This is a genomic window from Bradyrhizobium hipponense (assembly GCF_008123965.1).
Classification (GTDB): domain Bacteria; phylum Pseudomonadota; class Alphaproteobacteria; order Rhizobiales; family Xanthobacteraceae; genus Bradyrhizobium; species Bradyrhizobium hipponense.
Genome location: NZ_VSTH01000028.1, coordinates 1 through 14,939 on the forward strand (window position 1 = coordinate 1; position 14,939 = coordinate 14,939).

General features: G+C 62.2%; 12 protein-coding genes. All 12 read left to right on the forward strand.

All coding sequences use genetic code 11. From position 1 onward, the window contains the following. Positions 1–635 (forward strand): O-antigen ligase family protein (locus FXV83_RS09620; protein WP_148738942.1); only part of this gene is annotated, 635 nt, incomplete at its 5' end. An 11-nt stretch (positions 636–646) separates the two neighbouring features. Then, positions 647–1,669, forward strand: coding sequence for a glycoside hydrolase family 5 protein (locus FXV83_RS09625; RefSeq protein ID WP_148738943.1), 1,023 nt, complete (start codon positions 647–649; stop codon positions 1,667–1,669). Between the two features lie 323 nt (positions 1,670–1,992). Beyond that, positions 1,993–3,252, forward strand: a complete 1,260-nt coding sequence (locus tag FXV83_RS09630; RefSeq protein WP_148738944.1) for an extracellular solute-binding protein — start codon at positions 1,993–1,995, stop codon at positions 3,250–3,252. A gap of 2 nt (positions 3,253–3,254) precedes the next feature. After that, positions 3,255–4,190 (forward strand): carbohydrate ABC transporter permease, encoded by a 936-nt coding sequence (locus FXV83_RS09635; RefSeq protein WP_148738945.1) that lies wholly within the window; start codon positions 3,255–3,257, stop codon positions 4,188–4,190. Beyond that, positions 4,183–5,031, forward strand: coding sequence for a carbohydrate ABC transporter permease (locus tag FXV83_RS09640; RefSeq protein WP_148738946.1), 849 nt, complete (start codon positions 4,183–4,185; stop codon positions 5,029–5,031). The genes FXV83_RS09635 and FXV83_RS09640 overlap by 8 nt, the downstream gene beginning before the upstream one ends. A 22-nt stretch (positions 5,032–5,053) precedes the next feature. Beyond that, on the forward strand, positions 5,054–6,151 hold the full coding sequence (locus FXV83_RS09645) for a Gfo/Idh/MocA family protein (RefSeq protein WP_148738947.1): 1,098 nt from the start codon (positions 5,054–5,056) through the stop codon (positions 6,149–6,151). A 10-nt stretch (positions 6,152–6,161) separates the two neighbouring features. Then, complete coding sequence (locus FXV83_RS09650) at positions 6,162–6,806, forward strand: ThuA domain-containing protein (RefSeq protein ID WP_148738948.1); 645 nt, start codon at positions 6,162–6,164, stop codon at positions 6,804–6,806. Continuing rightward, positions 6,803–7,846 carry a LacI family DNA-binding transcriptional regulator gene (locus FXV83_RS09655; RefSeq protein WP_148738949.1) on the forward strand — a complete coding sequence of 348 codons (1,044 nt, stop codon included), beginning with the start codon at positions 6,803–6,805 and terminating at the stop codon, positions 7,844–7,846. Before FXV83_RS09650 ends, FXV83_RS09655 begins: the two co-directional genes overlap by 4 nt. 836 nt (positions 7,847–8,682) lie before the next feature. Next, positions 8,683–10,170, forward strand: a complete 1,488-nt coding sequence (locus FXV83_RS09660; protein WP_148738950.1) for a porin — start codon at positions 8,683–8,685, stop codon at positions 10,168–10,170. Between the two features lie 136 nt (positions 10,171–10,306). Beyond that, complete coding sequence (locus FXV83_RS09665; RefSeq protein WP_148738951.1) at positions 10,307–10,561, forward strand: DUF3551 domain-containing protein; 255 nt, start codon at positions 10,307–10,309, stop codon at positions 10,559–10,561. 216 nt (positions 10,562–10,777) lie between these two features. After that, a complete protein-coding gene (locus FXV83_RS09670; RefSeq protein ID WP_148738952.1) occupies positions 10,778–12,904 on the forward strand; it encodes an O-linked N-acetylglucosamine transferase, SPINDLY family protein in 2,127 nt (708 codons plus the stop codon). 241 nt (positions 12,905–13,145) lie between these two features. Then, positions 13,146–14,933, forward strand: a complete 1,788-nt coding sequence (locus FXV83_RS09675; RefSeq protein WP_148738953.1) for a caspase family protein — start codon at positions 13,146–13,148, stop codon at positions 14,931–14,933. Positions 14,934–14,939: the final 6 nt, after the last annotated feature.

A 14,939-nucleotide genomic window follows, 5' to 3' on the forward strand; every position in this document is an offset into this window, starting at 1 on the left:
GCGTCATCGCGTCGGAATCGCGAGGCGCCGGTGCCGTCGCCTTGGCCGCGGGTGGACTGCTTGTTTCCTCGCTATGGTCGATCCGCTGCATGAGACTTTACGCGGTGCTGCCATTCGTCATGTGCATCCTGGCCGCCCTTTTGATCCTGTATTTCTATGTGACAGGATACGATTCCATCCATCTCGGCGACGCGACCATCGATCTGACCGAGCGGACCTTCATCTGGCAGTACGCCATCAGCCATTTCAATGATGCGCCGCTGCTGGGCTTCGGCATCAACGGGTTCTGGACGCTCCCGTCAGTCTACGACTATTTCGAGCAGAGCCATGGCTGGGTGCTCGACAACTATCACAGCGGCTACATCGCGATAGCGATTGAAACGGGATTATTTGGATACCTGCTGTTCACCACGAGCGTCTTTCTGTTCTCGAACAAGGTTCTCTATTTGATTGCCACACGGGCGATCAATCGTTTCCACTGCGCTCTCATCATCGGATTTGTCGTCCTCAGCTTTCAGACCAATTTCACGGAGACGATGTTCCTTCGTTCGACGATGTTCACGTCGGTGCTTCTCGTGGCAATCTTCTTCGCGGTGTGCAGGCCGGTGCCACAGGAAGACCTGCAGCAATCATGAACGGAAACAGGATGACCTGCACTCGTGCTCGTTGGCCGATAGCGTTTGGTCTCGCTGTGGCAATGTTCGTCGTCACGCTCTTCTCACAATCCTACGCGGCTGGGCCGGGTCCCGCGCTCGGCCCGGGAAAATTGGGGCGCGGCATCAACATCCTTGGCTACGACGGTGTCTGGGAAGGGGGCCGGAACGCGCCATTTCGTCTGGACAACCTCACTGCAATCAGAGAGGCCGAGTTCTCGCATGTTCGGATCAATTTCTTCGGCTTCAAGTTCATGGGGTCAGAGAATGTGCTGGATGAGATCGTCTTGAGGCGGCTGGATGCCGTTATCGAAGAAGTTCTTGCTCGGAACCTCACCCCTATCCTTGACGAGCACGATACCCATATTTGCCAGCGCGACGTGTCCGGATGCGCTGAGAAGCTCAAGGCGTTCTGGAGGCAAATCGCCGAGCGCTATGCCGGAAGATATCCGGCGCTTGCCTTCGAGGTCCTCAATGAGCCGGGCGGACAAATGACGTCCGCCAACTGGAATGCGCTTCTCAGTGAATGTCTAGGAATCATCCGCCGCACCAACCCCGGGCGGACGGTCATTGCTGCCGTTCTCAATGTAGATGAAATGCCTGTCGAGGAGTTGGTTCTGCCGCCCGACGACAGAAACCTCATCGTTACGTTCCACTATTACGCGCCGATACGGTTCACGCATCAGGGCGCGCCGTGGTCCCGAACGTTTTCGCGGATCGGGCCGCTCGATTGGGGCACTGCGGATGACGAACGGAAGGCTACCGCCGATTTCGAGAAGATGCGTATTTGGTCCGAAACAGAAAAACGCCCCATTTATCTCGGCGAGTTCGGAGTGTACGAGCGGGCTCCATCCGACAGCCGGATGAGATATCTGTCGTTCGTGGCGCGAAGCGCGGACCGGCTTGGCTGGGCATGGGCCTACTGGCAGTTCGACCATGATTTTGCGGCCTTCGATAGTGCGCGTCAAACCTGGAAGCCGGGCATCTTGCATGCCTTGATCCCGCCGGTGCATTGAACGGAAATCTTCCAGGTCGCGTCCATCCCTCCGGCAGAATAATCGACGCGACCGCTTCGCGCACGGGGTGAAGTTCACCTGGTCCTGACCGTGATCTCGTCGCCGCGCCGCGAAGGCGCCGGCAAAAGCAGGCGAAGGCGCCGGTCAAGGAGGTGTTCAGTGGCGAGCACCGCGGCCGGCTGCTGGTGCGTCCAACTCTCCCGGAGGCCCCAGCGACCTCAGCACTCCCGAAGTGAGGTGTGCATATCAGAATTTTAGTTGCGCACCTCAAAAAGTGAAGGCAGGATTGCAGCCAAAGAATAGAAGCCGGTCGGGAGGATGTGATGAGACTGCTCGGGAAGCTGGGACTCGCCGCTGCCGCATGCCTGCTTGGGATCAGCGTCGCTGCAGCCGACACGACTGTGAAATGGCTGCACATCGAGGTCAATCCGGCCCAAGTGAAGATCTGGGAGGAGGTCGCGCGCGCCTATGAGGCGTCGCATCCGGGCGTCAAGGTCGAGATGCAGTTCCTCGAGAACGAGGCCTACAAGGCTAAGCTGCCGACCATCCTGCAATCCAGGGACCGGCCGAACATCATCTACAGCTGGGCCGGCGGTGTCCTGAAGACCCAGATCGAAGCTGGTGTCCTCGATGACATCACCGATCAGGTGAAGGGTTACAGCGACAGCCTCACGCCTGCGGCGCTCGCCGCGTTCACGCGCAATGGCCGCGTCTATGGCCTGCCCACCGCGCTCTCGCAGGTCGGCTTCCTCTGCAACAAGGAGCTGATGGCCAAGGCCAAGGTCGATCCTGCAGGGATCAAGACCTGGGACGATCTACTCGCCGCGGTGAAAACGCTGAAGGCAGCGGGCGTGACGCCGATCGTGGTCGGCGGCGCCGACAAATGGCCGCTGCACTTCTACTGGACGCATCTTGCGGTACGTATTGGCGGCAAGGCGGCGTTCGACGCAGCGCTGCGCGGCGAAAATGGCGGCTTCGCCGGCGAGACCTTCCAAAAATCCGGCGAGCTGTTCAAGCAGCTCGTTGATCTCCAGCCGTTCCAAAACGGCTTCCTCGGTTTCAAAAACCCTCAGGCCGTCGGCTATTTCGGTGACGGCAAGGCGGCGATGACGCTTGCGATTAGCACAGTCTATCATTTGCAGCGCGCGCTCGCCGCCGACAAGGTTGGATTGAGCGAAGACAAGATCTGCTGGTTCGATTTTCCGGTCGTGGCCGGCGGCAAGGGCGCGCCGACCGATACGCTCGGCGGCATCACCGGCTGGCTGATCACAAAGGACTCGCCAAAGGAGGCGGTCGATTTCCTGAAATACTTCGTCTCCAAGGACGTGCAGACGCGGCTTGCCGCAAGCAACTTCATCATCCCCGTGGTGCAGGGCGCCGATGCCGGCCTCAACAACGCCTTCATGAAGCTGATCGCGGCCAATCTGGCGAAATCGAATTACCACCAGAACTTCTACGACCAGAGCCTCGGTCCCTCCGTCGGTCGCGTCGTCAACGATGTCACCGCGGAGATCGCCGGCGGCAGCATGAGCCCGCAGGACGCCGCCAAAGCGATCCAAGCGGCGTGGAAGCAGGGTAACTGACAGTGTCACGGCGGATTGCGGGCTCGCCGGCGATGGGCGTTGCATCGCTCTTGCCGCTCGCAGTTCGCGGGCCGCGCTGGGACGGCCGCTTTACGGTCCTGATCCTGTTCCTGCCACCCGCGTTGGTGCTGTTCACGCTGTTCGTGGTGCTGCCGGTCGGTGAGGCGGCCTGGTACTCGGCCTTCAACTGGAACGGGTTCGGCAGGCCGACGAACTGGATTGGCTTCGACAATTACCTCTTCGTGCTGGAGACGCGCGCCTTCTGGCTCGCGCTGCGCAACAACGGATTGATCATCGCTGTCTCGCTTGCGATCCAGCTGCCGCTTGCGCTCACCCTGGCTTTGATGCTGGCGGAGCGTTTCCGCGGCGCGATGGCGCTGCGAATGCTGTTTTTCATGCCCTATATACTGGCCGAGATCGCGACCGGGCTGATCTTCAGCTTCGTCTATGACGGGGACTACGGCTTGGTTGCCTCGGTCTGGCGCGCCTTCGGCGCCGAGCCACCGCACCTGCTCGCCTCGACCGACACGTCGATGCTGGCCGTGCTGATCGTGGTCGTCTGGAAGTACTTTGGCTTCCATATGATGCTGTTCATTGCGGCACTCCAAAGTCTCGACAAGACCCTGATCGAGGCCGCGCGCATCGATGGCGCGACGCGATCGCAAACCCTCCGCCACGTCGTCATCCCCTTGCTCTATCCGACGATCCGGCTCTCCGTGTTCTTCGCCATCGTCGGCTCGCTGCAGCTATTCGACCTCGTCATGCCGCTGACGCGCGGCGGACCTGCGGACTCCTCGAACACGATGGTGAGCTTCCTCTACAATAACGGCATCTCCCGCATGCGGGTCGGCTACGGCAGCGCCATCGGTGTCATCCTGTTCGTGATCTGCGTGACCTTTGCCATTACCTACAAGCGATGGTTCATGCGCGATGAGTAATGTGGAGACCACTCCTGCGCCGTTCGATTCCGCGGTGCTGTTCAAGGCGGCGTTCCTCGCCGTCGTTTCCATCTTCGTGCTGGTGCCGCTGCTCGCGACCTTGCTCGGCGGCTTCAAATCGCTCGGCGAACTGCGCGTCAATCCATTCGGCCTGCCCCGACACTGGGAGTGGCAGAATTATGCCGACATCCTGTTCTCCGCGCGCTATTGGCAACTCTTGCGCAACTCGCTGGTCATTTCGACGCTCACGGTGACGCTGACCCTGGTCGTTGCCTCGATGGCGGCGTTCACCTTCGCCCATATCAAGTTCTACGGCAGCTCGATGCTGCTGAGCTATCTGACGCTCGGCCTGCTGTTTCCGGCGGCGACCGCGGTGCTGCCGCTCTTCATCAAGGTGCGCGACCTCGGGCTGCTCGATACCTATTTTGGCGTTGCCCTGCCGCAGGTGGCCTTCAGCCTCGCCATGAGCGTGCTGCTGCTGCGGCGCTTCTTCAAGGACATTCCGTACGAACTGCTCGAGGCCGCACTGGTCGACGGCTGCAGCTACATCAAATTCTTCCGCTACGTGACGCTGCCGTTGTCCCGCCCGATCCTGGCGACCGTGGGGACTATCACCTTCGTCAACAGCTGGAATGCCTATCTGCTGCCGCTGGTGATGCTCAATACCGACGCGCTCTACCCCTGGCCGCTCGGCATCATGGTTTATCAAGGCGAGTATTCGTCCGAGTGGCATCTGATCCTGGCTTTCATCACGCTCACCATCCTGCCGACGATTATCCTATTCCTTCTGGCGCAGAAGCACATCGTCGCCGGTCTCACCGCAGGCGCGGTCAAGGGATGAGCGGTACCTCACGGAGATCACAATGCGAAAAGTAGGCGTCGGAATCATCGGCTGCGGCAATATCAGCACCGCCTATCTGAAGGCGGCCCAGCGCTTCCCGGTCATGGAGATCAAGGCGCTCGCCGACATGCGCAGCGATGTCGCAGAGAGGCAGGGCGCCACCTTCGGGCTGCCAGCGATGCGGGTTGATCAATTGCTCAAACGCGATGACGTCGAGATCGTCATCAACCTCACGGTGCCGCTCGCCCACACCGACGTCAGCCTCGCGGTTCTGAACGCCGGCAAGCATGTTCATTCCGAGAAGCCGCTCGGCATCAACGTCGCGGAGGCCCGCAAGGTGATGGATCTCGCCGCGCAGAAGAGCCTGCGCGTCGGCTGCGCGCCCGACACGTTCCTTGGCGGCGGGCACCAGACCGCGCGCAAGCTGATTGACGACGGCGCGATCGGCACACCTGTGGCGGGCAGCGCCTTCTTCGGCTGTCCCGGCCATGAGCGCTGGCATCCGGCGCCGGGATTCTATTACTTGCGCGGCGGAGGGCCGATGCTTGACATGGGCCCGTACTACATCACGGATCTCGTGCAACTGCTCGGCCCGGTCGCGAGCGTGATGGGCTCGACCGCGCGTCCGAAGTCGGAGCGCCTGGTCACCAGCCAGCCGATGAACGGCACGCTGATCCCGGTCGAGGTTGCGACCCATGTCGCGGGAATGCTCGAGTTCGAGAGCGGGGCCGTCGTCTCGATCGCGATGAGCTTTGATGTACCGAAGCATCGGCACGCGCCAATCGAGATCTATGGCGACAAGGGCAGCTTGCTGGTGCCGGACCCGAACCGGTTCGGCGGCGAGGTGCAGATCGCAAAGACTGGCGGCGAATGGGAGACGGTGCCGCTGACGCACGGCCACGTTGAGGGCGAGTTCCGCTCGATCGGCGTCGCCGATATGGCGGGCGCGATCCTGAACAACCGGCCGCATCGTGCCAGCGGCGCACTCGCGTTCCATGTGCTGGAGGTGATGGAGGCGTTCCAGACCTCCGCCGACGAAGGGCGGCGCGTCAAGATCGAGAGCCGCGTCGAGCGGCCGGCGATGCTGCCGGCCGGATGCGAAACCGGACAGATCGATTGAGGACAGACACATGCGTAAAGCAATGATTGTATGGGGCGGTTGGCCGGGCCACGATCCGGATCTCTGCGCCTCGATGATCCGCGGCTGGTTGAAGGCGGAAGGCTTCGAGGTGCGGATCGAGACCACGACGGCAGCGTTCGCCGATCCCGCTATCCACGATCTGTCGCTGATCATCCCGATCTACACCATGTCGAAGATCGAGAAGGCGGAGGCGCTAAATCTCTGCGCCGCGGTGCAAAGCGGCGTCGGGCTCGCCGGCCACCATGGCGGCATGGGCGATGCGTTCCGCGATTCCGTCGACTACCAGTTCCTGTGCGGCGGGCAGTGGGTCGCGCATCCCGGCAACATCATCGACTACAAGGTCGATGTGACGAAGCCGGATGATCCCATCATGAAAGGCCTGCAGAGTTTCGAGCATCGTTCCGAGCAATACTACATGCATGTCGACCCCGCCAACGAGGTGTTGGCGACGACGACCTTCACCGGCGAGCACGCATCCTGGATCGAGGGCGTGGTGATGCCAGTGGTCTGGAAGAAGCGATACGGCGCGGGCAGGGTGTTTTATTCCTCGCTCGGCCATCGCGCCTACGAGCTCGACGTACCGGAGATCCGTACGCTGATGACCCGCGGCATGCTGTGGGCGGCGCGCGAATGACAGCGACGCAGCCAGCGGTCCGCGCTACGCTCGAGGACGTCGCGCGCGCGGCGGGCGTTTCGCTTGCGACCGTCGATCGCGTCGTCAACCGGCGCGAGGGCGTCCGGGCCAAGACGGTCGCGCGTGTCGAGGCTGCGGTGGCGAAACTCGGCTATCGCGCCGACATTGCTGCCGCGCGGCTTGCGCGCGGGCAGACCTTCCGCTTCGCCTTCGTGCTGCCTGCCGGCAGCAACAGCTTCATGACCAACCTGACCGAGCAGGTGCAGCGCACCGCGGACTGGCTCGCCGGCCAGCGCGGCTTCATAGATATCCTCCGTGTCGACGTGTTCGATCCGGACGTGCTCGCCGGCGCGCTGGAAAACCTGTCGCCGGCCTATCAGGGCGTCGCCGTCATCGCACTCGACCATCCCAGGGTGCGCGCCGCGATCGACGAGCTCGCCGCGCGCGGGGTCGCCGTTGTGACCCTGGTGTCAGACGCGCCGAGCTCGCGCCGCCTGCATTATGTCGGTATCGACAACCCAGCCGCGGGGCGAACTGCGGCAACGCTGATGGGACGTTTCCTTGCCGGCCGCGACGGGACAGTCGCCGTCATCGCGGGGTCGCTGGCGCTGCGCGATCACACCGAGCGGCAGTTCGGCTTCAACCAGATCCTGTCCAGCGAGTACCCGAACCTGCTCGCGCTGCCGGTGATTGAGGGCCGTGACGACAGCAAGCGCACGCGGGAGCTAACTGCCGCGCTGCTGGCGCGCCACACCGATCTCCGCGGCATTTACTGCTGCGGCGCTGGAAACCGCGGCATCGCCGATGCGCTGGAGGCTTCGGGTCGCGGCCGCGAGGTGGTCTGGATCGCCCATGAGCTGACCCAGTACACACGGCGCTTCCTGGTCCGCGGCACCCTTGATGCGATCATCAACCAGGATCCGGGCCACGAAGCACGGTCTGCGGCGCGCGTTCTGATCGCGCATTGTTCGGGCGAGCCAATCAGCTCCGACCAGGAGCGCATCCGGATCGACATTTTCCTGCGAGACAATCTGCCGTAACGTCGAGATCGTAGGCGATGCGCACCCCGGGCCACTACCTGCGTGCGTCGGATTTGTTTGGACTTGTCGGACATCTACACGGCAACTCAGGACATTAGCGGCCGGTGGGATCCTCGCCTTTGCCGGGCCGAATAGCATTTTTCTGAAGCCCCCCGAATCTGTGTCCGCGCGCCGTGGAATTCGGCAACGATGCCGAACATCCGGAAAGAAGCTCCGCTCGGGCGGCGCTGCGTGGTCGGGTGAGCGCAGCTTGAAGCGCTCTGTTACCCGCGCCGGCGGCACAGCGGGCCGCCCGCCTTCAGGAGCGCGCAATTGGCCGTGAGCGATAGTGGGTGAGCTCCGCATAGATGCCGGAATGTCGGCCCACAAATCACGATAGTGAACCAAGTTCGCGACTCATCACAAAATGGCTTTCGGTCCGGCTGTTCTCGTCGCCGCACACAGGTTGGGCCTGCAACGAGCCCCAGACCGTACCCTTGGTCGGCTCCGGCCGAATCTTCTCTGCTCGCTTAAAAAGAATAAGTATTTCAATAGCTTAGACGCATGCTTTTGCCTCAAGCGATCGTGATATTTGTGCAACAATTCTTGAAAAACGGCCGTTCCCCGCCCAAACCGAGGCAATCGATCATTGATTGATCAGGTCCGATCGTTTCTTATCCCGGTGCGACGGAGGGGGGCATCCCGAGGTCGTCCCGTCTAAGTCTTTCGCTTAAGTCCCTCGCGTTCATGCGGGTGTGTCCGAAGACGCGATCGGCTCTAGCGGTGATTTAGAGGGGGAGCGGGGAATTGGCCGTCCGGTCAGTGACCTTCCCTGGAGAGCAAACTTGGAGGTTAACATGAACTTTAAGAGCCTTTTGCTCGGCTCAGTGGCGGGTCTGGTCGCCGCTGGCGGAGCCCAGGCAGCCGATCTTCCCGTGAAGGCCAAAGCGGTCGAATACGTGAGAATCTGCTCCCTGTATGGTGCCGGATTCTACTATATGCCGGGCACCGACACCTGCATCAAGCTGGGCGGTTATCTGCGCGCTGACGCGATCCTTGGCGGCGCGGGCGACTATAACTTCCGGCAAGGCGCGAACGCTGGGTCGAACAACCGTCTGACCAACTACTATTCCGGCCGCGCTCGTTTCGACTTCAACGTCGATACGCGCACTGCGACCGAGTATGGTGTGGTTCGCACTTACGCCGATCTGATCTTCAGCTGGGATACGACTTCGGTCACCGGCAGCAATCCCTCGGCGTTCTCGACCGGTTCCGCCTCGCTCGGCCTCTACCATGCGTTCATCCAGTTCGCTGGCTTCACCTTCGGTCGCACGGTTTCGATCTTCGACACCCCGTGGCAGAGCTATCCGGCTGGCGGTCCTGATACGCTTCCGGGCGGCAGCAACCACGTGACCGGCGTGAACCAGGTTGCCTATACGGCTGATTTCGGCCAGGGCATCACCGGTTCGCTCGCGTTGCAGGATGAGACGACGTCGGCGAATGGCCAGTCGAACCTCTGGAACACGGCATTTGCCACGCCGGCTCTTGCTGGGGCTGCGTTCGTGACGGGCGTCTACGGTAACAACGATTGGGGTGGCACGCGTTCTCCTGACATCGTCGGTCAGGTTCGCGTCGATCAGGCCTGGGGTCTGGCCCAGGTCTCGGCTGTCGCGCATGAGCTCCATGCCGCTTACTACGGTGCGACCGAACCTACAGGCCATCCTACCGACAAGTGGGGCTGGGCGGTTCAGGGTGCGTTGTCCATCAAGAACATCCCGACCGGAGCTGGCGACAGCATCAACTTGCAGGCTGTCTACACGGATGGCGCGACTCGCTACAACTTCCAGAGCTTGTTCCCGCAGAGCTTCTTCATGTTCAGCGGTAGCGGCATCGGCGCGTATCAGAGCACCGGTTTCGCCGGTCTTTCTGACGGCGTCTTCGGCGTTGGTACCGGCATCGATACCGTCAAGACCTGGGGCTTCCGGGGTGGTTATTCCCACAACTGGAATCCAAATTGGGTGACCGGCATCTACGGTGCGTATGCTCAGTTGAAGTACGGCGATACGGGCAAGGCCCTGATTTGCGGCAACTTCGCTGCTATCGCGCTCCCGGGTGCTACTTGTAATCCGGACTTCAACTTCGCGGCCGTCGGCATCAACACCGCGTGGACCCCGGTCAAGGGCCTGACCTTCACGGCGGACTTGAGCTATTCGCATCTGGACCAGAAGTATTCGGGCACAATCGCGAGCCCGGGCATTGCGACCGCTGCGAAGCCGGCAGCTGTTTATGAGCTGAAGGACCAGAACTCGATCGAAATGCTCCTCCGCGCTCAGCGTACCTTCTAAAAACCAGTCCTGAGCCGACATCAAAAGACCCCCAGCGAAATCGCTGGGGGTCTACTTTTTTGCGGGTCACCATGAACCCCCTTGTCGCGCGAAGGGTGTAGCTCTGTTAGGATCCGCCAATCCTCGGAGTCACATGATGCGCGCGCTTCCTTTTCTCGTCATAGCTTGCATTACAATGTCTGCGCTCGCTCCAGCCGCGGCTCAACAGTTCAGCGGCAATTATCCGATTTGCCTCCAGAGGTGGGAGTGGGGCGGTAGCACCACAATCTGGTGCCAATACAGTTCCTGGGAAGAGTGTAAAGCGACCGCTGCGGGCCTTCCCGCCATGTGCTTGGTGAACCCCTATGCGCCAGGGCCGTCTCGTCCAGACCGCGCTCCGCGTCAGCGCTAGGTCCGCATTGCGAGCGACTGCAGTTGCCGCGGGGAAATGCATCATTCTCGAGATGAGATGGGAAACCACGCTGGACGGGCTGCCGCGGCGAGCTGGGCCGACATTGGCCAGTCCTAGGATTGTGGTGTTACTGGGGAGGGATCGAACAGCCAATCGAGGTGGCCGGCATCGATATTGTCGCGCGAAATCTCGGCGCCCGCGCGGTAGTTTCGTGCCTTGAAGCGTGAGCGGCGCGGCCGTTGTCCTCCCCAGCAAAGGCGACTAGAGTTTTTTCGCCAGTTCACAAAAACAGACCCGTCATCGGGGTCCAGAAACCCAATCAAACCCAATCATATGTCGCAGCAAAGCCGCAACAAGGGAGCTTCGGCCCCCTCCTCACTCCATCCGTCGGCTATTCTGGACCAGGCAATTGCGGCGCACCGTTCGGGCAATCTGTCGGATGCGCAACGGGCCTACACGACCATCCTGAAGGGAAGCAGAACGCATCCCGTCGCGCTCCATATGCTGGGGCTGTTGCACGCCCAGCGCGGCAAGTTCGCGGACGCCGAGCCATTGCTCAAGAAGGCTACCCGCGCAGACCCCGGCAATCCCGACGTTCTTTTCAACTATGCCAACGTGCTGCGTGCATTGGACAAGACAGACGATGCGCTCGCTTGGCTTGCGAAAGTGATTGCCCTGTCGCCGAACTTCGCCGATGCGCATCTCAATCGCGGAGCGATCCTGCTTGCACGGAAGGAGCCCCACGGTGCGATCGCGGAGTTTGATCGCGCCATTGCGATCGCGCCATCGAGCGCAGCGTTCGCAAACCGCGGTAGTGCGTTCCAGCAGCTCGGTCAGCTCGGCGAAGCGCATGACAGCTACCAAAGTGCCGTCGACCTTGCACCGTCGAATCCGCACAACCATTTCCTGTTGTCTGAGGTCCTTACCCAGATGGGCCGACACGACGAAGCGATCGGAGCGCTCGAAAGAACCGTCGCGCTGGACAAGGCCTTCCCGTTCGCGTTGAGCAAGCTGGTTGGTTACAGGCGGCAGCGTGCCGACTGGCGCAGTTTCGAACGTGAACAGGCCGCCCTGGACGAGGCCGTCGAATCCGGCGTGGCGATCGACCCGCTCACCTTCTTTCATGCCTCGTCGTCTCCCGCACACCAATTGACCTGTGCGAAGACATTTGTCGCCAAGGTCGCTTCGGAACGAGGTGCCGCGATCCCCAGAACGCCGTTGCCGGTTTCCCGGCTGCGGGTCGCGTACATCTCTGCCGATTTTCGTAATCACGCCACCGCGAATTTGATGGCCGGAGTTTTCGAGGAGCACGACCGCGAGCGCTTCGACATCAGCGCCATCTCCTACGGACCGGATGACCGCAGCGAGATGCGCAACCGCCTGAAGGCAGCATTCGAACGCTTGGAAGACGTCAGCCATCTTCCCGACGAGGACGTGGTCAGGCTGATACGCCAGCTCGACATTGAGGTTCTCGTCGATCTGGGAGGCTTCACCACCGGTGCGCGGCCGAAAATCCTTGCGCGCCGGCCGGCTCCCATCCAGGTCAACTATCTCGGCTTCCCCGGCACGATGGGCGCCTCATATATCGACTACATCATGGCGGACCGGATCGTCATTCCCGAAGCAGAGCAGCAGCATTACGCCGAGAAGGTGATCTATCTTCCCAGCAGCTATCAGGCCACTGACGCCAGGCGACCGCTCCTGCCAAATGCGCCGGCCCGGAACAAGGTCGGACTGGCGGATGATGCGTTCGTCTACTGCGCGTTCAACCGAACGTCCAAGATCACGCCCTTGCTGTTCGATGTCTGGATGAGGCTGCTTGCCAAGACGGCGGGCAGCGTCCTTTGGCTGCTTGATGGCGACCCGATCGCCAGGGAGAACCTGAGGCGTGAAGCGGTCGCGCGCGGCATCGCCGCCGAGAGGATCGTGTTCGCGCCACCCGTCGCTGCCGACGAACACTTGGCGCGCCACCAGCTCGCCGATCTGTTCCTGGACACATTGCCCTACAACGCCCATACCACGGCCAGCGACGCTCTTTGGACTGGCTTGCCGGTCGTGACCTGCCTCGGCACCGCCTTTGCGGGACGTGTTGCAGCCAGTCTCCTCAATGCTGTCGGGCTTCCTGAGCTGGTAACGCGATCGCTGGACGAATATGAGGCTTTGGCGCTTCGGATCGCGCACGATTCCGAGCTTCGAACCGCCCTCAAGAGCAAGCTGGCGACACATCGGTCCACTTGGCCCCTCTTCGATACTGTCGGCATGACGCGACACATCGAAAAGGCTTTCAATGAAATGTGGCGCCGGCGTTGCGCTGGCGAAGCGCCGGCCTCGTTCTCCGTCTAAATCTGCTATCTCGATCTGGCAGCGCAGTCGCCAGTCGCTGCATGGTTTTCTCATCTTCACCTGGCGCTGAATGGCCTCCGGCCGGGTTCCATAGTTAAGGTGGGTGCCACCACGGCGTGATGGAGTTCTTGTGAGCGAACCACTACGGCGTTGGCGAGACTAACAGAATGGGTTCCAAAGCGAAGGCTCTTCGTGACCTCGATCACAGCGGTCGATCCGGATCCTGCTAGCAAGGCCAGTCATGCGCAACCTGCTCAGACTTTGTCCGCTTCTCTTCGCTGCCGCACTGCTCTTCGGCGCCGAACCTGCTTTTGCCGGAAAACGCGTCGCGCTGGTGATTGCCAACTCGGCCTATCAGCACGCGCCCTCGCTTACGAACCCGGTCAATGACGGCTCGGTGATGGCAAGGACGCTGAAGGAGGCCGGCTTCGACGTCGTCGATTCGCGGCACGACCTGTCGGCTCTGGAGACGCGGCGGGTGCTGCGCGATTTCGCCGATACGACCCGCGATGCCGACATCGCGGTGGTCTACTATGCCGGGCACGGCATCGAGGTCGAAGGCTTGAACTATCTGATCCCGGTCGATGCCAGGCTCGAGCGCGACACCGACGTCTATGACGAGGCGCTCTCGCTCGACCGCGTTCTGGTCGCTGTCGAGCCGGCCAAGCAGCTTCGCCTGGTGATCCTCGATGCCTGCCGCGACAATCCATTCGGCAAGACCATGAAGCGCACGATCGCTTCGCGCAGCATCGGCCGCGGCCTGGCCCAGGTCGAGCCCACCAGCCCCAACACGCTGATTGCCTATTCGGCCAAGGCCGGCTTCACGGCGCAGGACGGCGACGGCGCCAACAGCCCCTTCACCGTCGCGCTGTCGAAGCATCTGACGACGCCGGGCCTCGATGTCCGCCGCGCCTTCGGCTTCGTGCGCGACGACGTGCTCAAGTCGACGGCCAACAAGCAGGAGCCGTTCGTGTATGGATCGCTCGGCGGCGACGACGTGCCGCTGGTGCCGGTCAAGGTGACGGCTGCGGCTGCGTCCGCGCCGAACCCGCAGGCCGACATCCGCCGCGACTACGAGCTCGCGCTCCAGGTTGGCAACAGGCCGGCGTGGGACGCCTTCCTCACCCAACATCCCGACGGCTTCTATGCGAGCCTCGCCAAGCTTCAGCTCGAGAAGATCGGGGCGGAACAGGCGCATGTGGCGGCGATCGACAAAGCCAAGCAGGCCGAGGCCGAGCGCGATCGTCTTGCTGCTCTCGGCGCGCAGAAGGATGCGCAGGCCAAGGCCGCGGCAGATGCGAAAGCCGCCGAGCAGGCGCAGCTCGCCGCGCAGAAGGCCAAGGAGCAGGCGCAGCAGCAGGCGGCCGCGGCCGAACAGCAGCGCGTCAACCTCGCTGCCGCGGCGCCGAATGCTGCGCCGGCCGGCACGGCGAGCTCCGCCGGTACCGCCGTTGCTTCGTTGACGCCCGCGGTTGCGGCGGCCGATCTCAACCGCTCGGTTCAGACCGAGCTCGGCCGCGTCGGCTGCTTCTCAGGCACGGCGGATGGCAACTGGACCACGTCGTCGCAGCGCTCGCTGTCGCAGTTCAATCGCTACGCCGGCACCAAGCTCGACGTGAAAATGGCGAGCACCGACGCGCTCGATACCGTCAAGGCCAAGCCGTCGCGCGTCTGCCCGCTGGTCTGCGAGCACGGCTTCAAGGCCGATGGCGACAAATGCACCAAGATCGTCTGCGGCGACGGCTATGCGCTAAACGATGACAATGAATGCGAGAAGAAGCGCGCCGCCAGGCCGGCTAAGCCTACAACCGCCAAGCGCGACGATGGTGATGACCGTCCCGCACGGCAGCGTCGTCAGTCCGGCGGCGCGGCCGCAACCGCGGCGGCCGGTGCCGGTCGCGCCTCGGGAGGCAGTGGCCAGATTTTTTGCAACGACCTCCTCTGCCGTCCGGTCAAGCCCGGCTGCCACCTCGTATATCGCGGCGGCGGCGGCCCTCACGTCGATGCCAACGTCGAGGTCTGTAACTGATCTGCC